Below are 20,754 nucleotides of genomic sequence, written 5' to 3'. Positions count from 1 at the left end.
CGGCCGCAGCCGCTGCCGCCACGACCCCGGGGCGGGGGCCGTCACGGTGCGCCCGGGTCCCGGCCGGTGCCGCACACCTCGTCCAGCGCGGCGGAGACGATCGGCGGCACGGCGGCGTCCAGGCGTGTCCGGGCACGGGCACGCAACGCCTCGGCGGCCCGTCGCGCGTCGGCCATGACCGTCTCCGCGGCCCGGGCGGTGTCGGCGCGTGCGGCGGCGAACGCCTCGGCGCGTGCCTGCTGGGACCGGGCCTGCGCGGCCGCGACGATCCGTCGCGCCGCGAGGCCGGCCCGGCGCTGTCGCCGCGCGGCCTCCGCCTCCGCCGCCGCCCGGATCGCGGCGGCCTCGGCGTCGGCGGCGGCGAGCGCGGCGAAGACCGGGCGCAGCTCCTCCTCGGCCCGGGCCGCCCGGTCGGCGGGCACCGCGACCCGCCCGGCCGCGCCCGGGGGACCGGCCGGCCGGAACCGTCGCAGCAGCTGCCGCAGCGTCGTCACGGCCGGTACCTACCCTCCCCGGACGGTCGCCACCGGCTCGCCGCGGCGCATTCTGGGGGTATGCGATCCGGTGCTGCCCACGTCGCCGGCGCCGTGCGGGCGCGCGCCCTCGCCCGGCGTTGCGTGGGTCCGGCCGCGGCACGGGTGCTGGCCGCAAGCCAGGGGCTCGACGCGGCGATCGGCCTGCTGGAGACGGGCCCGTACGGACGCGAGGTGCGCCCGGGCCAGGACGCGGCGGCGGTGCAGGACGCGGTGGCCCGCACGGTGCTGTGGCACCTGCGAATCCTCGCGGGATGGCTGCCGCGGGACGGTGCCGAGCAGGTGGTGGCGCTGGCCGGCTGGTTCGAGATCTGCAACGTCGAGCGGATGCTGCGGCACGGACGCGGGCATGACGGCCCGGCGCCGTTCCGGCTGGGGTCGTTGGCGGTCCTCCGGCCGTCGCTGTCCGCCACGTTCACAGTGGAGCAGGTGCGGGCGGCGCTGGCGTCCTCCGCGTGGGGTGACCCCGGGGCCGCGACGGCCCGCGCGATCGGGCAGCACGTGCGGGCCGCCTGGGCGGTGCGTGCCGCGGCGGTTCCCGCGGCCGAGCCCTGGGCCGCGGGGGGCCTCGCGCTGATGGTGGCGCGGGAGCAGTGGCTCACCGGCCGGCCGCTCACCGGGGCGGCCCGCGCCCGCGCCGCTGGGCTGCTCGGGCGGCGGGCACTCGATGCCGCGTCGTTCGCCGGCTTCGTCGCGGCCCTTCCGGCAACGGCCGCGTGGGCGCTCGACGACATCGCCGAGCCGGACGCGCTGTGGCGGGCCGAGGCGGGCTGGTGGGCGCGGGTGGACCGGGACGCCCACCGGCTGCTGCGCTCGTCGGGCTTCGACGGGCGCCCCGCCATCGGCGCCGCCGCCGCGCTCGCGGTCGACGGCTGGCGGGTCAGGGCCGCCGTGGCCGCCGCGGCGGACAGGGTGGGGGCCGGGGCGTACGACGCGGTGCTCGACGCCGGCCTGCGACCGTGACGGGGTGAGAAGTCCCGGACTTTGGTGTGCGTGCGCGTGCGCGGGGACAAGACTTGAACTCGTGCAGACGGTCGCAACGCGGGTGGCGCACCGTATCGAGATCCACGGGACGGTCCAGGGCGTCGGGTTCCGGCCGTTCCTGTACCGCCTGGCCTGCGGGCTGGGCCTGGACGGCTGGGTCCGCAACGACGGCGGCGTGGTGGTGGTCGAGGCCGCCGGCCCGGCCGCGGCGGTGCACGCGCTCGTCGCCCGGCTGCGGGCCGAGGCCCCCGTCCAGGCCCGCATCGCCGACGTGCGGGTCCGCGAGCTGTGTGGTCGCCCGCCCGCGCCCGGCAGCGGCTTCCGGGTCGCCCGGTCGAACCGCCCGCCCGCGCCCGGCGCCGGGGCGGGCCGGATACCGCCCGACCTCGGCACCTGTGACCGGTGCCGGGCCGAGCTGTTCGACCCCGGCGACCGGCGGTACCGCTATCCGTTCGTCAACTGCACCGACTGCGGCCCGCGCGCGACGATCGTCGACGCCCTGCCGTACGACCGGGCCCGCACGAGCATGCGGGGCTTCCACATGTGCGCCGGCTGCGCGCGGGAGTACGCCGATCCGGCCGACCGCCGCTTCCACGCCGAGCCGATCGCCTGCCCGGCATGCGGCCCGCGGCTGGCGTGGCACGGCCCGGACGGCGCCGTCGCCCGGGGCGAGGACGCGCTCGCCGCGGCGGAGCGCCTCATCGGCCGCGGCGGGGTCGTCGCGCTCAAGGGGCTCGGCGGCTACCAGTTCGCCTGCGACGCGACCGACGGGGCCGCCGTGGCCCGGCTGCGCGAGCGCAAGCATCGCCCGGCCAAACCGTTCGCCGTCATGGTGGACGGCGTGGCGGCGGCGCGGCGGCTGGCCCGGGTCGGCGCGGTGGAAGCGGCGCTGCTCTGCTCGCCGGCTCGTCCGGTGGTGCTGCTGGCCCCGCGAACGCACGGCCCCGTGGCGGACGCGGTGGCGCCCGGCGTGCCGGGGCTCGGGCTGTTGCTGCCCACCACGCCGCTGCACCACCTGCTGCTCGCCGATCTGGGCCGCCCCCTGGTGGTCACCAGCGGCAACGTCTCGGACGAGCCGATCGTGACCGACGACGCCGAGGCCGGGCGGCGCCTCGCCGGGATCGCCGACGGGTTCCTGGGCCACGACCGGGCGATCCGGTCCCGGTACGACGACTCGGTGGCCCGCGTCGCGGCCGGGCGGGTGTCGCTCGTGCGGCGCGCCCGCGGCTACGCGCCCGAGCCGATCGCCCTGCCGGTGCCCGCGCCGCGGCCGCTGCTGGCCGTCGGCGCTCAGCTCAAGCACACGTTCACGCTGGCCACCGGCAGCGCCGCGTTCGTCGGCCCGCACACCGGCGACCTGGAGCAGCAGGCCACGATGGAGGCGTTCACGGCGAACCTCGCGCGGCTGTCCCGGGTCGCGGGCATCACGCCGGACGTCGTCGCGCACGACCCGCACCCGGGGTACCTGTCGACGCAGTACGCCGCAGCGCTGCCGGTCGGGCGCCGGATCGCGGTGCAGCACCACCACGCCCACGTCGCGTCGTGCGCGGCGGAGCACGGTGTGACCGGCCGGTTCGTCGGCGTGGCCTACGACGGGCTGGGCCTCGGCGACGACGGCACGCTGTGGGGCGGCGAGGTGTTCGTCGCCGACCTGGTGTCGTACCGGCGGGTGGCCCGCTTCGTCCGGGCCCCGTTGCCCGGCGGCGAGGCCGCGGTGCGGCGCCCGGCCCGCATGGCACTGGGCTACCTGTTCGGCTGCGAGCTGCCCGACGAGCGTGTGCCGCGCGCCGCCGGCCCGTTCCTGCGCCGGCTGCCCGATCGTGAGGTCGCCGTCGTGCGGCGGATGGTCGCGCGCGGGGTGAACTGCCCGGTCGCCTCGAGCGCGGGGCGGCTCTTCGACGCGGTCGCCGCGCTGCTCGGGGTCGGCGACGACGCGACCTACGAGGGCGAGGCGGCCGTCAGGCTGGAGGCGCTCGCCGCCGCCTGCCCGGCCGCGCCCGAACTGCCGTGGCGGCTGACGAGGCGGGGTGGGCTGGTGGTGTACGACCCCGCGCCGACCCTGCTGGCACTGCTGGAGGCGGTGCACGACGGTGCCGGCGCGGGGCCGCTCGCCGCCGGGTTCCACGCCACGATCGCCGCGGTGACCGTCGCCCTGTGCGCCGACGCCGCGGCGCGGTACGGGCTGCGGACCGTCTGCCTGTCCGGCGGGGTCATGCAGAACCGGATCCTGCTCGAGGCCGTCGTCGGGGGACTGTCCGGTGCGGGGCTGGAGCCGCTGTTCAACGAGCTGGTGCCCGGCAACGACGGCGGGATCAGCTACGGCCAGGCGGCGGTCGCCGCCGCCCGGATGGGCCGGGGGTGAGCCGGATGTGCCTGGGCATCCCGGGGCGGATCGTGTCGGCCGACGACGCCGGCGGCCTGCTGATGGGCACGGTCGACTTCGGTGGCGTCGCGCGTGAGGTCTGCCTCGCCTACGTACCCGAGGCGCGGGCCGGCGACTACGTGATCGTGCACGTCGGGTTCGCCATCAGCCTGGTGGACGAGGCCGAGGCGCGACGGACGCTGGAGATCCTGGCGACGATGGGCGACGTCCTGGAACGGGAGCTCGCCGGCGGGGCGGGGGCGGCGCCATGAGGTACGTCGACGAGTACCGCGACCCGGCCCTCGCCCGGCGCCTGCTCGCCGAGATCGGCGCGGCGGTCACGCGGCCGTGGACGCTGATGGAGGTGTGCGGCGGGCAGACCCACACCATCGTGCGGCAGGGCATCGACGAACTGCTGCCGGCCGGGCTGCGGATGATCCACGGGCCGGGGTGCCCGGTCTGCGTGACGCCGCTGGAGCTCATCGACAAGGCACTGGAGATCGCCGGGCGCGACGAGGTCGTCTTCACCTCCTACGGCGACATGCTGCGCGTGCCGGGCAGCGAGACCGACCTGCTGTCGCTGCGCGCCCGCGGCGCCGACGTCCGCGTGGTCTACTCGCCGCTCGACGCGGTCCGGGTCGCCGTCGAGCGCCCCGACCGTGAGGTGGTGTTCTTCGCCGTCGGCTTCGAGACCACCGCCCCGGCCAACGCCATGGCCGTGCTGCGGGCCCACCGGCTCGGGCTGCCCAACTTCAGCATGCTGGTCAGCCACGTGCTGGTGCCGCCCGCGATGACGGCGATCCTCGACGCGCCGGAGTGCGAGGTGCGGGCGTTCCTCGCCGCCGGGCACGTCTGCGCGGTGATGGGGTGGACGCAGTACGAGCCGATCGCGGCCCGCTACCGGGTGCCGATCGTGGTGACCGGGTTCGAGCCGCTCGACCTCCTCGAGGGCATCCTCATGGCCGTCCGGCAGCTCGAGGACGGTCGCGCGGCGGTGGAGAACCAGTACGCCCGCGCGGTGCGCCGCTCGGGCAACACCGCGGCGCAGGACGCGATCCGCCGCGTGTTCCGCATCGGCGACCGCGCCTGGCGCGGCATCGGCACCATCCCCGGCAGCGGCCTCATGCTCGCCGACGAGTTCGCCGGATACGACGCCGAGCTGCGCTTCGCCGTGGCCGGCCGGACCACCCGGGAGCACCCCGCCTGCATCGCCGGTGAGATCCTGCGGGGCACGCGCGTGCCGACCGACTGCGCCGCCTACGGGAGCCCCTGCACCCCGCGCACGCCGCTCGGCGCGCCGATGGTGTCCGCCGAGGGGACCTGCGCCGCGTTCTACAACGCGGGGCGGGTGCGCCCGGCGGCCGGCGCGGGACCGCGATGACGGCCGCCGACCCGGCCCGCGGCGGCTGCCCGGTGCCGCTCGCCGAGACCGAGAAGGTGCTGCTCGGGCACGGCAGCGGCGGCCAGCTGTCGGCGGAGCTGCTGCGGGACGTCGTGATCCCGGCACTCGGCGCCGCCGCCGCCGAGACCGTGCCCCAGGACGCCGCCGTGGTGGCCGTCGACGGCCTCGACCTCGTCGTGAGCACCGATGCGTTCGTGGTCAGCCCGCTGTTCTTCCCCGGCGGCGACATCGGCGTGCTGGCCGTGCACGGCACCGTCAACGACGTGGCGATGATGGGCGCCGCGCCGCTGGCGCTCGCTGTGGCGTACGTCATCGAGGAGGGCTTCCCGGTCGCCGATCTCCGGCGGGTCACCGCCTCGGTCGGCACCGCCGCGACGGCCGCCGGGGTGCCGGTCGTCACCGGCGACACGAAGGTGGTCGGGCGCGGTGCGGCCGACGGCCTGTTCGTGACCACGACCGGCCTCGGCCGCCGGCTGCCCGGCGCCGCGGTGTCGGCCGCGTTCGCCCGCCCCGGGGACGCGGTGCTGCTGTCCGGGCCGATCGGCGCGCACGGCACGACCATCCTGAGCACGCGGGAGGCGCTCGGCTTCGAGGCCGAGATCGCCTCCGACACCCGCCCGCTGCACCGGCTCGTCGCGGCGATGGTGGCCGAGGCGGGGCGGGCGATCCACGTCATGCGGGATCCGACCCGGGGCGGCGTGGCGTCGGCGCTGAACGAGATCGCCGCCGCGGCGGGTGTCGGGGTCGAGATCGACGAGGCCGCGGTCACGGTGCCGGCGCCGGTGGCGTCGGCGTGTGAGCTGCTCGGCCTGGATCCGCTGCACGTGGCCAACGAGGGCTGCCTGGTGGCGGTGGTCGCGCCCGAGGCGGCCGAGGCGCTGCTGGCCACGATGCGCGAAAGGCCGGAGGGGCGCGGCGCGGTCCGGCTCGGGTCGGTGGTGGGGGAGCACCCCGGGCGGGTGGTCATGCGCACCCTCATGGGCGGCCGCCGGATCGTCGACATGCTCGTCGGCGAGCAACTGCCACGGATCTGCTGACATCGGGGTAAAACGGCGCTGACGGGGTAGCGACGCCGGCACGCTCAGCTGTGGAGGCGCGCGATGGCCCCGGTGGTGTTGTCCCGGCTCGACGAGCTCTTCACCGCCCTGCGACAGGACGGCCGTACCGTCATCGGCCCGACGGTGCGCGGGCACGCGATCGTGCTCACCGAGATCGGCGGTGCGGCGGATCTGCCGTACGGCCGCCGGACCGAGGTCGAGGCCGGCATCTACCGGCTGCGGCCCGGCGACGAGCGGCTCGCGTTCACGCACACGTCCGGACCGCAGTCGTGGAAGCAGGTCCTCCATCCGCCCCGGCAGCAGCTGAGCTCGGCCGATCGATCCGCCGGCGGCTTCACGGTCACCGACGAGCCGGCGCCACCGCGGCGGCTGGCGCTGTTCGGCGTCCGCCCCTGCGATCTGCGCGCGATCGGCGTGCTCGACCACGTGCTGGGCGACGGCGAACGGTACGCCGCACGCCGCGCCGAGATGCTCATCGTCGCGGTCAACTGCACCGAGCCGGGCGGCGCCTGCTTCTGCGTGTCGGCGGGCGGCGGACCCGGCGCCGACACCGGCTACGACATCGTGCTGACCGAACGCCCCGACGGGACGTACCTGGCGGACAGCGGGACGGCCGGCGGCGAGGCGGTGCTCGCCCGGGTTCCGGCGGCGCCGGCGTCCGCCGACGACATCGGGTCCGCGCAGCGGGCGGTGGACTCCGCCGCGACGCGGATGGGCCGGACGCTGCCCGAGGCCGACCTGCGCACGCTGCTGGCCGGCCACCGCGCGGACCCGCAGTGGGACGACGTGGCGTCGCGGTGCCTGACCTGCGGCAACTGCACGATGGTCTGCCCGACCTGCTTCTGCACGTCGGTCACCGACACCACGGACCTGACCGGTGCGCACGCCGAGCGCTGGGAGTCCTGGGAGTCGTGCTTCGACCTGGACTTCAGCTACCTGCACGGCGGAGCGGTGCGCGAGTCGAACGCCGGACGCTACCGCCACTGGCTCACCCACAAGTTCGGCACCTGGCACGACCAGTTCGGCGAGTCGGGATGCGTGGGCTGCGGCCGCTGCATCGCCTGGTGCCCGGTCGGCATCGACGTCACCGCCGAACTGCACGCCCTCAACGCGCACCCATCCGACGGGGAACTGCCATGATCACCATGTACGACCTGCTCCTCGCGCATCCGTTCCTCGCCGGCCTGCCGCCGGGCCACGTCGAGCGTCTGTCGCGCTGGGCCCGCCCCGCGCCGTTCCGCGCCGGTACGCGGATCTTCGAGGAGAACGGCCGCGCGAAGCGGTTCTGGCTCATCCGCGAGGGCTGCGTCCACCTCGACATCCGGGTGCCCGGCCGCGGCGACGCCGTCATCGAGACCATCGGCCCCGGCACCGTCCTCGGCTGGTCGTGGATGTTCCCGCCGTACCGCTGGCACTTCGGCGCGGTCGCCGTCGACCAGGTGCTCAGCATCGCGGTCGACGGCGACGGCGTCCGCGCGCTGTGCGACGCCGACCCCGACCTCGGCTACGAGCTGACGAAGCGCTTCATGGCGGTCGTCGTGGAGCGCATGCAGGCGACCAGGATCCGGCTGCTCGACCTGTACAAGGCACCGGCATGACCACGATGACCGCCGCCCGGTACCGGGTGACCGGTCGCCGGCGCGAGACCGGCGACACGGTCACCCTCGCGCTCGAGCCGGTCGACGCGCCGCTGCCGGTCTTCCGGCCCGGTCAGTTCGCCATGCTGTACGCCTTCGGGGTGGGCGAGGTGCCGATCTCCGTCTCCGGCTACGGCGACGCCGGCCCGCTGCACACGATCCGGGCGGTCGGGGCCACCAGCGGTGCCCTGTGCCGGGCCGAGCCGGGCGCGATGCTCGGCGTGCGCGGCCCGTTCGGCCGCGGCTGGGAGCTGCCCGCGCCGGCCGGTGCCGACCTGGTCGTCGTCGCCGGCGGGCTCGGGCTGGCCCCGCTGCGCCCGGTCGTGCTGCACGCGATGGCCGATCGGGACCGCTACCGGCGGGTGGTGGTGCTGATCGGCGCGCGGACCCCGGACGACCTGCTGTACCCGGGCGAGTACCGGGACTGGCGCGCCGCCGGGCTCGACGTCTACACGACGGTGGACCGGGCCACCGCGGAGTGGGGCGGTCACGTCGGCGTGGTGACCGAGTTGTACGGCCGCCTCGGGCACCGGCCGGCGGAGACGGTCGCCTGCGTGTGCGGGCCCGAGATCATGATGCGGTTCGCCGCGCGGGGCCTGGTCGGTCTCGGCGTGCCGGCCGGCCGGGTGTGGCTGTCGCTGGAGCGCAACATGCACTGCGGGCTCGGGCACTGCGGGCACTGCCAGCTCGGCCCGCTGCTGCTGTGCCGGGACGGCCCCGTGGTCGGCTACGAGCAGGCCGGCCCGCTGCTGACGGTCAAGGAGCTGTGATGACTGTGACGACCCGGCCGACGCTCGCGGTGTGGAAGTTCGCCTCCTGCGACGGCTGCCAGCTCACCCTGCTCGACTGCGAGGACGAACTGCTGCCGCTGAGCGAGCACGTCGACATCGCGCACTTCCTGGAGGCCTCCAGTGCGGTCGTGGAGGGCCCGTACGACGTCTCGCTCGTCGAAGGCTCCGTCACCACGCAGGACGACGTCGAGCGGGTTCACCGCATCCGGGAGCAGTCCGGGATGCTGATCACGATCGGCGCGTGCGCCAACGCCGGCGGCGTCCAGGCGCTGCGCAACTTCGCCGACGTCCAGGAGTTCCGCTCGGTCGTCTACGCCAGGCCGCAGTACGTGGCGACGCTGGCCGAGTCGACGCCGATCTCGGCCCACGTGCGGGTGGACCTGGAGCTGCCGGGGTGCCCGATCGACCGGCGCCAGCTCATCGGCGTGCTGACCGCGCTGCTGGCCGGTCGCCGTCCGGGCCTGCCCGTGCACAGCGTCTGCCAGGAGTGCAAGCTGCGCGGGACGGCCTGCGTGACGGTGGCGCAGGGCATCCCGTGTCTGGGGCCGGTCACCCGGGCCGGCTGCGGCGCGCTGTGCCCCGCGTACGGCCGCGGCTGCTACGGCTGCTTCGGCCCGATGGCGGGACCCAACACTGCCGCCATGGTCGCCTCCCTGCGCAGCCTCGGCATGTCCCCGGCCGACGTGGCCCGCGTCTTTCGCACCTTCCACACCGCCAAGCCCGAGTTCCGGGCCGCCGCCGAGCGGGGGGAGCGGGGATGAGCCACCGCAACGACCGTTCGCTGCGCGTCGGCGCGCTCGCCCGGGTCGAGGGCGAAGGGGCGATGCACGTGCGGATCGACGGGGCGACGGTGACCGACGTGCGGCTGCGCATCTACGAACCGCCCCGCTTCTTCGAGGCGTTCCTGCGCGGCCGCGGCCACCTCGAACCACCCGACATCACGGCCCGCATCTGCGGCATCTGCCCGGTGGCGTACCAGACGAGCGCCTGCCTGGCGATCGAGGACGCGTGCGGCGTGCGGGTCAGCGAGCCGATCGCCGAGCTGCGCCGGCTGCTCTACTGCGGCGAGTGGGTCGCCAGCCATGCGCTGCACGTGTACCTGCTGCACGCGCCCGACTTCCTCGGGTACCCGGGCGTCGTGGAGATGGCGCGGGACCATCGCGGCGCCGTCGAGCGCGGCCTGGCGCTCAAGAAGGCCGGCAACGCCATTCTCGAGCTCGTCGGCGGCCGCGCCATCCATCCGATCAACGTCCGCGTCGGCGGCTTCTACCACGCCCGGGCCCCGGGCGAGCTGCGCGCGCTCGCCCGTGACACGCTGCGCCCGGCCCTCGATCACGCCCTCGCCACCGTCGAGTGGGTCGCCGGCTTCCCGTTCCCCGACTTCACCGTCGACCACGAGCTGCTCGCGCTGACCGACCCGGACCGGTACCCGATCGACAGCGGGCAGCCGCGAACGTCGGCCGGCCGGTCCTTCGCGGTGCGCGACTTCGAACACCACATCGTCGAGACGCAGGCGGAGCACTCGACCGCCCTGCACGCGGCGCTGGCCGGCGCGGGGAAGTACCTCACCGGCCCCCTCGCCCGGTACACGCTCAACCACGCCGTGCTGTCGCCGGTGGCCCGCCAGGCCGCGGACGCGGCAGGTCTCGGGCAGCGCTGCGACAACCCGTTCCGCAGCATCGTCGTCCGCGCGGTCGAGATGGTCTACGCCCTCGGCGAGGCACTGCGCATCATCGAGGCGTACGAGCCTCCGGCACCGCCCCACCTGGAGGTGCCGCCCCGCGCGGGCATCGGATTCGGCGCCACCGAGGCGCCGCGCGGGGCCCTGTTCCACCGCTACGAGCTCGACGGCGACGGCACGATCCGCAGCGCCCGGATCGTGCCGCCCACGGCGCAGAACCAGCCGAGCATCGAGGACGACCTGCGCCGGTACGTGCAGGAGCGGCTGGACCTCGACGACGAACGACTCACCGCCCAGTGCGAGCAGGCGATCCGCAACTACGACCCGTGCATCTCCTGCGCCACCCACTTCCTCGACCTCACGGTGGAACGCGCGTGAACCCGCCGGTCGTCGTGATCGGTGTCGGCAACCCGTTCCGCCGTGACGACGGTGCCGGCCCGGCGGTCGTCGACCGGCTCCGCCGCGCCGGCCTGCCCGGGGTCGCCCTGGCCGAGAGCGACGGCGAGCCCGGCGCACTCATCACGCTGTGGGAACGACGCCGGCTCGCCGTCGTCGTCGACACGGTCCACACGCACGACGCTCCGGCCGGGCACGTCCACCGCCGGCTGCTGGCCCGCCGCCCGGGCGGGCCCGGGGGCAGCACCAGCTCCCACGCCATGGACCTCGGCGACGCCGTCGCCCTGGCCCGCGAGCTCGGCCGGATCCCGGATCGCATGCTGCTGCTCGGGATCGAGGCGGCGGACACCGGCTACGGCATCGGCCTGACCCCGGCCGTGGCCACCGCCGTCGAGCGCGTGGTCGGCCACGTCGTCGCCGCGGTCCGCGACCTGCCGTGAGCCCGGGACGCGGCGCCCGGCACAGACTCGCGCGAAGCGCGGGGGCACCCATGCGTGTGCGGCGTGCGTCAGTGGCGGGCGACGAGGACCGGCGCCGAGGCGTGGTCCAGCACCTGCTGGGTCACCGAGCCGAGTCTGAGGTTGTCGAAGCCGCCCGTTCCACGCGGACCGAGCACGATCATGAGCGCGTCGCGGCCCGCGTCGAGCAGGACCGGAGCCGGCGCGCCCTGGACGGTGCGCGGCTCGACCGGCACGGTGGGGTACTTCGCCCGCCACGGTTCCAGCCCGGCGGCCAGCATGTCGTATGCCTCGGTGGCGCACCGGGTGAGGTCGGTGCCGCGGCCCCAGCGGTGGGCGGGCTCCTGCCAGGCGCGCACCGCGACCAGTGGCACACCGCGCGACATCGCCTCCGCGAACGCCAGCTCCACCGCGAACTCGGCGTGCGCGGAGCTGTCGGCGCCGACGACGATCGGCTGATGCCGCGGCAGCGGGACCTCCGGGTCGGCCCAGCGCTCCGCGTGGTGCACGACGAGCACGGGACAGTGCGCGTGCGCGGCCACCTGCAGGCCGACGGAGCCGATCCGCAGCGAGCCGAAGCCACCCACGCCCCGGCTGCCCACCACGAGGAGCGCGGCGGATCGCGACTGGTCGAGGAGCACACGGGCCGGGCTGCCGCGCCACGTGGACGTGGTGACGTGCAGGCCGGGGTGCCAGGTGCGGGCCTCGACCGCGGCGTGCAGGGCGACCTGGTGCTCGTCGGCGGCCCGTTCGTCGTGGGCGCCCGCGACGGCGACGGCGTGGGTGACCCGCAGCGGCTGCTCGTGGCGCACCGCCTCGTCCACGGCCCAGCGGACCGCACCGAGGCCGGCCGGCGAGCCGTCGACTCCCACGATCACCGGTCGGGGATTGCCGGTCATGACGACCTCCCGAGGTCGGCGGACGCACCGCGGGGAAACTGCCTTCCACCTTCACCATGCCCCGGCACGCACCGCTGTGGCAGGGCATCCGGCCTGTTTTTCTGTGACCGGCATTGGTTGGCGGCCATCAGCGCCGGTCGAAGGCCCGCCGGTTCAGGAGCCGAAGTGGGCGGCGTCGAGCGCGGCCTGCAGGGAGCGGCGGTAGCCGTCGCTGGTGACGGTGGCGCCGGACACCGAGTCGATGTCGGCGCTCTGGGCCCGCAGGACCTCGTCGTGCAGCGCCGGCACCGCGTACGAGTTGATCTCCCGGTCGCGCCGGTTGCCGCTGGGCACCTGCAGCGCCACCACGTCGGTGATCCGGCCGCCGGAGATGGTCACCCGCACCTGGACCGGCCCCCAGCGGGTCTGCGAGACCGTGCCGTTGACGACCGTGGCGGCCGGGGAGCCGGACGAGCTCGACGGCACGGGGGCGGGGCCGCCGGGTATCACGCCCGGCGCCGCACCGGCCACGCCGGGCGCGTTCGGCGCCGCCGCGCCCATCGTGCTGGTGCGGTAGCTGAACAGCAGTACGACCGCCGCGACCGTGGACATCAGCCACAGCGTGATCCGCCTCATCCGTGCTCTCCTACCGGTGAAACGCTCGGTGTGCAGGCGCCGCGGCGGTAACACCGGCGCGCAGCGCGACGATCTCGCCGCCACTGTGCCCCGCGGTTCTTCGAGGATTCTTAGCCCATCGCGTGCCAAGCTTGAGCCCGTGCTCAATACCCCCGCGCCGCCCAGAGTGCTGCTGATCGAAGACGACCGGCGGCTGGCCGGCGTGCTGCAGGAGCTGCTGGCCGACGAGGGCTACCTCGTGGAGTGGGCCCGCGACGGGCAGGAGGGGCTGCATCTCGGGCTGTCCCGCGCCTACGACGTCATCGTGCTCGACCGGCGCCTCCCCGCGATCGAGGGGCTGGACCTGCTGCGCCGGCTGCGCGGGCGCGGCGTCGCCACGGCGGCGCTCGTGCTCACCGCCCGGGGCACCGTCACCGACCGGGTCGAGGGGCTCGACGCCGGGGCCGAGGACTACCTGACCAAGCCCTTCGACGCCGAGGAGCTGCTGGCCCGGCTGCGGGCACTGCGCCGCCGCCACCGCGAGCGGGCCGACCGGCTCTCGATCGGGCGCCGGTGGCTCGACGTGACGACCCGCCAGGTGCACGACCAGTCGGGTGAGGTGGTGGCGCTGTCGGACCGTGAGTGCGCGCTGCTGCAGACGCTCGCCGCGCGGCCGCATCAGGTGTTCACCCGCGGCGACCTGCGCACGCTCGTCTTCGACGCGGCCGAGAACGCGGGCGTCGTCGACACCTACGTGCACTACCTGCGCCGCAAGCTGGGCCGCCCGGTGATCCGCACGGTGCGCGGCCTCGGCTACCAGATCGGCACCGCATGACGGCCGACCCCGAGTCGCGCCTGCTGCGCCGGGCCACCGCCGTGATCGCCGTGCAGGTCGCCGCCGCCGTCGCCGCGACCGTCGTGCTGGTCAGCGTGCTGGCGTTCTCGCTGACCATCCGAGCCGAGCACCGGGCCGAGGAGCACACCGTCCGCGCGCAGACACTCGCCGCCGGCGCGGATCTGACCGGGACCGAAGGCGTCGTACTGCTGCGCCGCGCACCGGACGGCGTCGTCACGGCGAGTGGCGGCACGCCACCCGCCGTCCTGCGCACCGACGTCACCGGGCTGCGGCCCGGGCGCGGCAACGTGACGATCGGTGACCGGCACTTCGAGGTCTACGTGGTGGATCGCGCCGACGGCGGCCGGACCGTCGGCCTGCTCGACGTCACCGCCCGCGAGGAGTCCGGTGAGCGCCTGATCGAGTCCCTGCTGGTCGCCGGCCTGATCGGGATCGTCGCGGCGGCATCGGTCGGCGCCGTCCTCGGCCGGCGGGCGGTGCGGCCGCTGGCCCGCGCCCTGTCGTTGCAGCGGCGCTTCGTGGCCGATGCCAGCCACGAGCTGCGCACGCCCCTGGCCGTGCTGCACACCCGCGCCGAGCTGCTGCAGCGGCGCCTCGACCGGGATGCCGGCCCCGAGCGGATACGCGCCGGCGTGGCCGAGCTGGTGGCCGATACCCGCGCGCTCGGCGAGGTCGTCGACGACCTGCTGCTGTCCGCGGAGCTGTCGCACCGGCCGGCCGGGGGCGTGGTGTTCGACGCCGGCGACCTGGCGCGGGAGCTTGCCGCGTCGGTGGAGCCGTACGCCGCCGCGCAGCACGTCACCCTGCGCACGGACATCGGTGCCGGAGCCATGGAGGTGACCGGCGTGCGCTCCTCGCTGCGCCGGGCCCTCGCCGCGCTGATCGACAACGCCCTCGCCCACGTCAGCGCGGGTGGCATCGTCACGGTCGCCGTCGAGCGGGTGGACGACCGCGTCTGCCTGGCGGTCGTCGATGACGGCGTGGGGCTCGACCCGGCCCGGGCCGAGCACCTGCTGGCCCGATTCGCGCGGGGCGAGCACCCCGTCGACCGGCCGGGCCGCCGCTTTGGGCTCGGCCTGGCGCTGGTCCAGGAGGTCGTCGACGCACACGGCGGGCAGCTGCGCGTCGACGGCCGCCCCGGGCACGGCGCCCGCTTCACGATGCTCCTGCCGGCGGGCGCCGGCGTGGGATGAAGCCGGCGCGTCAGCCGCGTTGGCGCGCCGCCACCACCGCGTCGTGCAGCGTCTCGTGGAACGCCCGGCCGGCCGGGTCGTCGCCGAGCGCGAGGAACCAGGACACGGCGCGGGCGCCGTCCCACCGGGCCTCGACGCTGAACCCGGTGTCGAGGACGAGCTGTGGGTCCTGGCGCCGGATCGCGGCGATGTCGGCCAGGCGGGTGGACTTCACGACGACGCCGCGCTCGGCGCCCGAGGTGAGCACGATCAGGGCGTGCGGCAGCAGCAGCCCGACCGTGCGGTGCTCGGGCTCGCCGCGGCGGAACAGCCCGCGTCGCTTGAGGCTGATCGATCGCGTGTCGACCACGGCCACCGGGGCGACGGCGCCGAGCAGGCGCTCCTCGGCGTGCCGCTCGACGGCCTGGCGCAGGACGGGGTCGAGGTCGGCGTAGGCGAGGGTCCGGCTGCTGCGGTCGTACAGGCGCATGGTCACGACCGGTATGGTCCCGCCTTCCCGCTGATCACGCGGTCGTGGAGCGGACACATCGCACGCTGCCGCGCGGTCCGTACCCCGGTGGCTGGTGCTTCCCGCGGCGCGCCGCTCGCCTCACCCGTCGCCGAGGTGTTGCCGGCGCGGTCGTTGGAGCTCGCCCACGGTCCGATGCTGCTCGTGCGCGCCGCGGTACGCCGCGGCCGCGTGCCCGCGCCGATCGGCGTGCCGCATGCGCCGCTCGGGCCGCCGGGCGAGCCGGGATGCGACGCAGAAGGACGCCACCGCGCAGGCGAACAGCAGGACGGCGAGGACGAGGACGCCGGCCGTTGCCATCTTGACCACCTCGACGCCGGGAGCGGGCTGCCAAGGTCAAAGCTAGCTCGGCAGGAGACCCGCCAGATTCCGGGCGGCCACACGTCGCGGCCGAGTTCGGACGTTAGCCAGCGGTCGGTCCGGGTAGGGCGCGCGAGGCCGCGTCGGGCGCGGCCTCGTCGCATGTTTGGCCGTGGGGGGTCGGGGTGGCCGAGACCAATACTGAGCACGAGATCGAGCACGAGATCGAGCACGAGACCGAGACCGAGACCGAGTTCGAGACCGGGACCGGGACCGAAGCCGGTGTGGAACAGGAGCCGGTGGCCGCACCGCGGCCGGCGCGTCGTCGAGAGCTGTGGCTGTCCGTGGCCGTGGCGGCCGTGGTGCTGAGCGCCGGTGGATTCGTCACGTTCGGGTTGACCCGGCCGGTGCCGGCGCCGCGGATCGTGCAGACCGTCGCGCAGACCTACGCGATCCCGGGCGCCGCGCCGGTGCTGCCGTGGCCGAAGGCCGGGCAGGCGGCGGTCGACGTCGACGGGTTCGGGCGGGTGGGCACCTCCGGCGGTTCCCGGCCCGTGCCGATCGCCAGCGTCGCCAAGGTGATGACCGCGTACCTCATCCTGCGCGACCATCCCCTGCGCCCGGACGAGGACGGCCCCACGCTGACCGTCTCGGCCGAGGAGGCCGCCACCTACCCGTCCCAGTTCGCCTCCGGCGAGTCGGTGGTGCGGGTCGTGGCCGGCGAGACACTCACCGAGCGGGAGGCGCTCGTGGCCCTGCTCCTGCCCTCGGCCAACAACATTGCCCACATCCTGGCCCGGTGGGACGCCGGTGACGAGGCCGCGTTCGTGACCAGGATGAACCAGGCCGCGGCTCAGCTCGGGATGGCGAACACGCACTACACCGATCCGTCCGGGCTCGACGCGGCCACCGTCAGCACCGCCGCCGACCAGGCCACCCTGGGCCGGCTGGCGATGCAGATGCCGGTGTTCGCGCAGATCGTGGCGATGCCGCAGGCCACGCTCCCCGTCGTCGGGCCGGTCAGCAACGTCAACACACAGCTCTACCAGGACGGGATCATCGGCATCAAGACCGGATTCACCGACGACGCCGGCGGCTGCCTGCTCTTCGCGGCCGAGATCTCCGCGGAAGGTCACCGGTACAAGGTCATCGGCGCCGTGCTCGCACCCGGCCCGAACATGACGGACGCCTTCGAGGCCGCCCGTCGCCTGATCCAGGCCAGCGGCGGTCTGCTGCACCGGTACCGGGTCGTGGGCGCCGGCGACGTCGTGGCGACGGTCCAGGGGCCGATGGGCAGGAGCACGACGCTCGTCCCGGGCGGCGACGTGACCGTGCTCGGCTGGCCCGGCCTGACCTACCGGATGGAGACGCTGGGCAGCGTGCGGGGGCGCATCGCGGCGGGGGCCGGCGTCGGCACGCTCAGGCTCACCGCCTCGGACACGGCCGTGACCGCCGCCCTCCAGGCCACGCACACGCTGAAGCCACCCAGCCAGTGGGAGAGAATCACGCACGTGTGAGCACGCAGGGGTGCGCCGGTCGGATCACCGGCTCGGCACGAGACCGGCCGAGCGCGCCGACGGTGTCGACGCGGCGACCGCGAGGACCCCGTTGATCAGGGAGAGGGCGAGGGTCGCGCCGGAGGCCATGCCGAGGCGCATGCCCAGGTCGAGCAGGGGATCGAGGCCGAGCCCGGCGAGCAGGGCGCGGTGGGCGGGCTCGGTCGAGCGGTGCGCGGCCACGAGGTAGCCGGCCGACGCGGGGCACAGCCGCACCGCGAGGAGGGCGGCGACGGCGGTCATGGTGCCGTCGATCACCACCACCTGGCGCCGTGCGGCGGCGGCGAGGATGACGCCCACGTTGCCGGCGATCTCGAAGCCGCCGAGGGCGGCGAGCAGGGCCAGCGGGTCGCCGGCGGGGACGTCGGCGTGGCGGGCGAGGGCGACGTCGACCAGGCGCCGTTTGCGGGCGACGACGTCGGCGGGGACGCCGGAGCCGGCGCCGACGACGTCCGCGGCGGCGGTGTCCAGGAGCCGGGCGGTGAGCGCGGCGGCCGGGGTGGTGTTGCCGACGCCGAGTTCGCCGATCGCGAGCAGCCCGGCGTCGGCGAGCCGGTCGGTGGCGTACCGTGCGCCGCTGAGCACGGCCTCGACGGCCTGCGCCGGTGTCATCGCCGCGTCCCGCGTGATGTCGCCGGTGCCGGTCCCGATCTTGTACCGCTGGTCGCCGACGGCCTCGCAGAGCCCGACGTCGGCGCACTCGACCCGGGCCGGGACCCGCGCGGCCAGGGTGCAGACGGGCGCGTGCCCGGCCCGGATCAGCTCCAGGACGCGGGCGGTGTAGCCGTGGCGGTACACCGACGTGCCGTGCCGGGCGACGCCGTGGTCGCCGGCGAGCACGCTCACCGCGGCCGGGAGCGGCCCCGGCGCGGCATCGCGGCGGATGCCGGCGACGCGGTGCGCGACGGCGTCGAGGGCGCCGAGGGCGTCCGGCGGCCGGGCCTGGGCCCGCTGGCGCAGCTGCGACCGGCGCGCGGTGCGCGGGTCCGGCGGGGTCACCGCCGCGCACAGGGCGTGCACGGCGGCGAGGCCCGGCTCAGGCATGGCCGCTCAGCCCGGCCAGCCGGTCGGCGATCGCCGCGATGCCCTCCGCGAAGCGGGCGTTGGTGAAGTGCCGCTCGACGCGGGCCCGTGCGGCCGCGCCGCGGCGGGCCGCTTCCGCCGGGTCGGCCAGCGCCGCGGTGAGCGCGGCGGCCAGGGCGCCGGGGTCGAGCACTCGCGCACCCGAGGGTCCGGCCACCGGCACGGGCCAGCCATGACGGGCGTCGGGCACCAGCTCGCGCAGCGAGTCGACGGCGGTGCACACCACCGGCCGCGCCAGCGCCATCATCTCGGCGCAGACGTAGCAGAAGGACTCCCAGAGGCTCGGCACCACCGCGACGTCGGCGACCGACATCCAGCTCAGCGCGGCCCGCCGCGGGATGTCGCCCAGGAACGTGACCCGGTCGGCGACCCCGAGCTCGCCCGCGAGGCGGCGCAGCGCGGGCTCCTCCGGGCCGACCCCGACGAGCGCCAGGTGCGCGGCGGCGTCCGGCGCGTGGACGCCGGGCAGCGCCCGCAGGAGCTCGGCGAAGCCCTTGACCGGCACGAGCCGGCCGCAGGCGACGAGCAGCGACGTGTCCGGCCGCCCGGCCAGGAGCTCGGCGCGCAGTCGCGGACCGTCCGGGGCGGCGCGCACGGCGTCGATCTCGGCGAGGTCGACGCCGAGGTGCACGACGCTGTGCGCCGCGGTGCTGTTTGGGTAGTGGCCGGTGACGGCGTCGCTGAGCGCCCGGCTGATGAAGGCGGTGTGGTCGCAGCCGGTCACCGCCTTCTCCTCCAGCTGGACCAGGTCGTGCCGGTCGGCGGAGACGCCGGTCGTCACGTGGTGGGCGTCGCGGTCGTAGGGCACGATCGCCCGGAAGTCCTGCAGCAGGATGTTGACGGTCGCGACGCCGTGGCGGCGGGCGAACATCGTCGCCTCGGGGTGGCAGAACAAGTCGGGCAGGAGCACCACGCCGGGCGGCCCGAGCTCGCCGGCGAGGGCCTCGGCGGCGGCGTAGAGCCGGCGGTGGCTGCGCACGCTCTGGTCGGCCAGGCCGGACTCCTCGTTGTAGACCAGGCCGGTGGCGGCGCGGTGCACCGTCACGCCGTCGATGTGCTCGCGGGCGTCGCGGTCGGTGCCGGGCAGCGTGGACACCACGACGACCCGCCGGCCGAGCTCGGCCAGGCCGACGGCGAGGTTGCGGGCGACGGTGCTGGTGCCGCCGACCGTGTTCGGCGGGTACTCGCGGGAGAAGACGAAGGCGTTGCTCATCGCGCGGCACCTGCCGTTCGGTCGGGGAGTCGGGGAAGGCCGAGCACGGTGTGCAACTGGGCGGCGGTCGCGTCGGTGGCCGCGGTGCCGGTGGCGACCGCGCGGTGCCACGCCACGACGGCCTCGGCGCTGCCGTCGAGGTCGAAGCGGTGCTGCCAGCCGAGTGCCGCCGCGGCCCGCCGGCCGTCGAGGCGCAGGACGCCGTCCTCGGCGAATCCGGGGTCGCGGTCGGCGACGACGGGCACGCCGGTGCCGCCGTGCCGGGTCCACGCGGCGATCAGGGCGTCGACCAGTTCCCGCACGCTGGCGCCGTTGCCCGGGGGTGCGAAGTTGAAGACCTGGCCGGGGACGACGGCGCCGGAGCCGAGGCCGTCCATGAGGCGCAGCAGGCCGTGCACGACGTCCAGGACGTGCTGCCACGGCCGCACGGCGTCCGGGTTGCGCAGCCGGATCGGCTGCCCGGCGGCCAGGGCCGTGAGCGTGTCCGGCACGAGCCGGTTCGCCGCGTGGTCGCCGCCGCCGATGATGTTGCCGAAGCGGATCGAGCCCGCGGCGACCGGCAGCCGGGCGGTGCGGTACAGCTCCTGGTAGGCCTCGAACACCAGCTCGGCCCCGGCCTTGGAGACGCTGTAGGGGCAGCCGCCGCCGAGGTCGTCGATCTCCCGGTACGGCCACGGCCAGGCCCGGTTGCGGTAGCACTTGTCGGAGGTGACGTGCAGCAGCACCGGCGGCGCGCACAGCCGCACGGCCTCGAGCACGTTGACCGAGCCGACGACGTTGGTGGTGAGGGTCGTGCGCGGGTCGGCGAGTCCGGCGCTGACCAGCGGCTGCGCGGCGAGATGGACGACGGCGTCGAACCGGCCGCCGCGCACGACGTCGTGCAGCGCGTCGAAGTCGCGGATGTCGCCGGTGACTCCGGTGACGCCGAGGGCCGTCAGCTGCGCCGCGCGGGCCCGGGTGTCCGGGGTGTCGTCGGTGGCGTAGCCGACCACCTCCGCGCCCCCGGCGAGCAGTGCGGTGCTCAGCCAGGAGCCGACGAAGCCGCTGTACCCGGTGACGAGCACGCGCGTTCCGGCGCGGTCGGTGCGGAGTCTGACATCGGGGCGGGGGTGTTGCAGATCTGCGTTCACGGGTCATTCCCCTTGACCGTTCGCAATGGGACGGCGGCGTTGCGTGCTGCGTGTCCGGTCCAGACCGTAGGGGAGATCCACACCCCGTCGCAAGTACTGAGCGGATCCGTGCAACTGCGA

General features: G+C 75.6%; 22 protein-coding genes. 14 read left to right on the top strand and 8 right to left on the bottom strand.

Annotated features, from left to right (window positions below; genetic code table 11):
- Window positions 1–41: 41 nt before the first annotated feature.
- Entirely contained in the window at window positions 42–494 is a 453-nt protein-coding gene (locus tag ACQP1P_RS26885) for a hypothetical protein (RefSeq protein ID WP_433074168.1), read from the bottom strand.
- Between the two features lie 60 nt (window positions 495–554).
- Between ACQP1P_RS26885 and ACQP1P_RS26880 the strand changes: the two genes are divergently transcribed.
- From ACQP1P_RS26880 to ACQP1P_RS26830, 11 genes are all read left to right on the top strand, one after another.
- The gene (locus tag ACQP1P_RS26880; protein WP_433074165.1) at window positions 555–1,496 is read left to right on the top strand and encodes a hypothetical protein; all 942 of its coding nucleotides are present in this window, start codon (window positions 555–557) and stop codon (window positions 1,494–1,496) included.
- Window positions 1,497–1,557: 61 nt separating this feature from the next.
- A complete protein-coding gene (gene hypF, locus ACQP1P_RS26875; RefSeq protein ID WP_433074162.1) occupies window positions 1,558–3,879 on the top strand; it encodes a carbamoyltransferase HypF in 2,322 nt (773 codons plus the stop codon).
- A 5-nt stretch (window positions 3,880–3,884) separates the two neighbouring features.
- Entirely contained in the window at window positions 3,885–4,151 is a 267-nt protein-coding gene (locus tag ACQP1P_RS26870) for a HypC/HybG/HupF family hydrogenase formation chaperone (protein WP_433074159.1), read from the top strand.
- A complete protein-coding gene (hypD, locus tag ACQP1P_RS26865; protein WP_433074156.1) occupies window positions 4,148–5,260 on the top strand; it encodes a hydrogenase formation protein HypD in 1,113 nt (370 codons plus the stop codon). Before ACQP1P_RS26870 ends, hypD begins: the two co-directional genes overlap by 4 nt.
- Window positions 5,257–6,318 carry a hydrogenase expression/formation protein HypE gene (gene hypE / locus ACQP1P_RS26860; RefSeq protein WP_433074153.1) on the top strand — a complete coding sequence of 354 codons (1,062 nt, stop codon included), beginning with the start codon at window positions 5,257–5,259 and terminating at the stop codon, window positions 6,316–6,318. The genes hypD and hypE overlap by 4 nt, the downstream gene beginning before the upstream one ends.
- Window positions 6,319–6,381: 63 nt before the next feature.
- Window positions 6,382–7,479, top strand: coding sequence for a 4Fe-4S dicluster domain-containing protein (locus ACQP1P_RS26855; RefSeq protein ID WP_433074150.1), 1,098 nt, complete (start codon window positions 6,382–6,384; stop codon window positions 7,477–7,479).
- Complete coding sequence (locus ACQP1P_RS26850) at window positions 7,476–7,937, top strand: cyclic nucleotide-binding domain-containing protein (protein ID WP_433074148.1); 462 nt, start codon at window positions 7,476–7,478, stop codon at window positions 7,935–7,937. Before ACQP1P_RS26855 ends, ACQP1P_RS26850 begins: the two co-directional genes overlap by 4 nt.
- Window positions 7,934–8,746 (top strand): FAD/NAD(P)-binding protein, encoded by an 813-nt coding sequence (locus ACQP1P_RS26845; protein ID WP_433074145.1) that lies wholly within the window; start codon window positions 7,934–7,936, stop codon window positions 8,744–8,746. Before ACQP1P_RS26850 ends, ACQP1P_RS26845 begins: the two co-directional genes overlap by 4 nt.
- Entirely contained in the window at window positions 8,746–9,528 is a 783-nt protein-coding gene (locus ACQP1P_RS26840; RefSeq protein ID WP_433074142.1) for an oxidoreductase, read from the top strand. Before ACQP1P_RS26845 ends, ACQP1P_RS26840 begins: the two co-directional genes overlap by 1 nt.
- Window positions 9,525–10,826 (top strand): Ni/Fe hydrogenase subunit alpha, encoded by a 1,302-nt coding sequence (locus ACQP1P_RS26835; RefSeq protein WP_433074139.1) that lies wholly within the window; start codon window positions 9,525–9,527, stop codon window positions 10,824–10,826. Before ACQP1P_RS26840 ends, ACQP1P_RS26835 begins: the two co-directional genes overlap by 4 nt.
- Complete coding sequence (locus ACQP1P_RS26830) at window positions 10,823–11,284, top strand: hydrogenase maturation protease (protein ID WP_433074136.1); 462 nt, start codon at window positions 10,823–10,825, stop codon at window positions 11,282–11,284. Before ACQP1P_RS26835 ends, ACQP1P_RS26830 begins: the two co-directional genes overlap by 4 nt.
- Window positions 11,285–11,352: 68 nt before the next feature.
- Here the strand turns inward: ACQP1P_RS26830 and ACQP1P_RS26825 are convergent, their stop codons facing one another.
- Window positions 11,353–12,201: a universal stress protein gene (locus ACQP1P_RS26825; RefSeq protein ID WP_433074133.1), complete on the bottom strand. Its 849-nt coding sequence runs from the start codon at window positions 12,199–12,201 to the stop codon at window positions 11,353–11,355.
- Between the two features lie 153 nt (window positions 12,202–12,354).
- Window positions 12,355–12,816: an FMN-binding protein gene (locus ACQP1P_RS26820; protein WP_433074130.1), complete on the bottom strand. Its 462-nt coding sequence runs from the start codon at window positions 12,814–12,816 to the stop codon at window positions 12,355–12,357.
- Window positions 12,817–12,955: 139 nt separating this feature from the next.
- Between ACQP1P_RS26820 and ACQP1P_RS26815 the strand changes: the two genes are divergently transcribed.
- Both ACQP1P_RS26815 and ACQP1P_RS26810 read left to right on the top strand, forming a co-directional pair.
- Entirely contained in the window at window positions 12,956–13,630 is a 675-nt protein-coding gene (locus tag ACQP1P_RS26815; RefSeq protein ID WP_433074127.1) for a response regulator transcription factor, read from the top strand.
- Window positions 13,627–14,844 (top strand): sensor histidine kinase, encoded by a 1,218-nt coding sequence (locus tag ACQP1P_RS26810; RefSeq protein WP_433074124.1) that lies wholly within the window; start codon window positions 13,627–13,629, stop codon window positions 14,842–14,844. The genes ACQP1P_RS26815 and ACQP1P_RS26810 overlap by 4 nt, the downstream gene beginning before the upstream one ends.
- A gap of 10 nt (window positions 14,845–14,854) precedes the next feature.
- Here the strand turns inward: ACQP1P_RS26810 and ACQP1P_RS26805 are convergent, their stop codons facing one another.
- A complete protein-coding gene (locus ACQP1P_RS26805; RefSeq protein ID WP_433074121.1) occupies window positions 14,855–15,319 on the bottom strand; it encodes a hypothetical protein in 465 nt (154 codons plus the stop codon).
- A 114-nt stretch (window positions 15,320–15,433) separates the two neighbouring features.
- The gene (locus tag ACQP1P_RS26800; RefSeq protein ID WP_433074118.1) at window positions 15,434–15,652 is read right to left on the bottom strand and encodes a hypothetical protein; all 219 of its coding nucleotides are present in this window, start codon (window positions 15,650–15,652) and stop codon (window positions 15,434–15,436) included.
- A 185-nt stretch (window positions 15,653–15,837) separates the two neighbouring features.
- On the opposite strand from ACQP1P_RS26800, the gene ACQP1P_RS26795 reads away from it, so the two are divergent.
- Window positions 15,838–17,169, top strand: a complete 1,332-nt coding sequence (locus ACQP1P_RS26795; protein ID WP_433074115.1) for a D-alanyl-D-alanine carboxypeptidase family protein — start codon at window positions 15,838–15,840, stop codon at window positions 17,167–17,169.
- Window positions 17,170–17,193: 24 nt separating this feature from the next.
- Here the strand turns inward: ACQP1P_RS26795 and ACQP1P_RS26790 are convergent, their stop codons facing one another.
- The 3 genes from ACQP1P_RS26790 to rfbG are packed head-to-tail and all read right to left on the bottom strand — an operon-like array spanning window position 17,194 to window position 20,568.
- Window positions 17,194–18,252, bottom strand: a complete 1,059-nt coding sequence (locus tag ACQP1P_RS26790; RefSeq protein WP_433074112.1) for a nicotinate-nucleotide--dimethylbenzimidazole phosphoribosyltransferase — start codon at window positions 18,250–18,252, stop codon at window positions 17,194–17,196.
- On the bottom strand, window positions 18,245–19,504 hold the full coding sequence (locus tag ACQP1P_RS26785) for a glycosyltransferase family 4 protein (protein WP_433074109.1): 1,260 nt from the start codon (window positions 19,502–19,504) through the stop codon (window positions 18,245–18,247). The genes ACQP1P_RS26790 and ACQP1P_RS26785 overlap by 8 nt, the downstream gene beginning before the upstream one ends.
- Window positions 19,501–20,568 (bottom strand): CDP-glucose 4,6-dehydratase, encoded by a 1,068-nt coding sequence (gene rfbG / locus ACQP1P_RS26780; RefSeq protein WP_433074106.1) that lies wholly within the window; start codon window positions 20,566–20,568, stop codon window positions 19,501–19,503. The genes ACQP1P_RS26785 and rfbG overlap by 4 nt, the downstream gene beginning before the upstream one ends.
- Window positions 20,569–20,754: the final 186 nt, after the last annotated feature.

It is taken from the genome of Dactylosporangium sp. CA-052675 (assembly GCF_050947935.1).
Lineage (GTDB): Bacteria > Actinomycetota > Actinomycetes > Mycobacteriales > Micromonosporaceae > Dactylosporangium.
The sequence above is the reverse complement of the archived record's forward strand: the minus strand, read 5'-3'. Positions and strand labels throughout refer to the sequence as shown.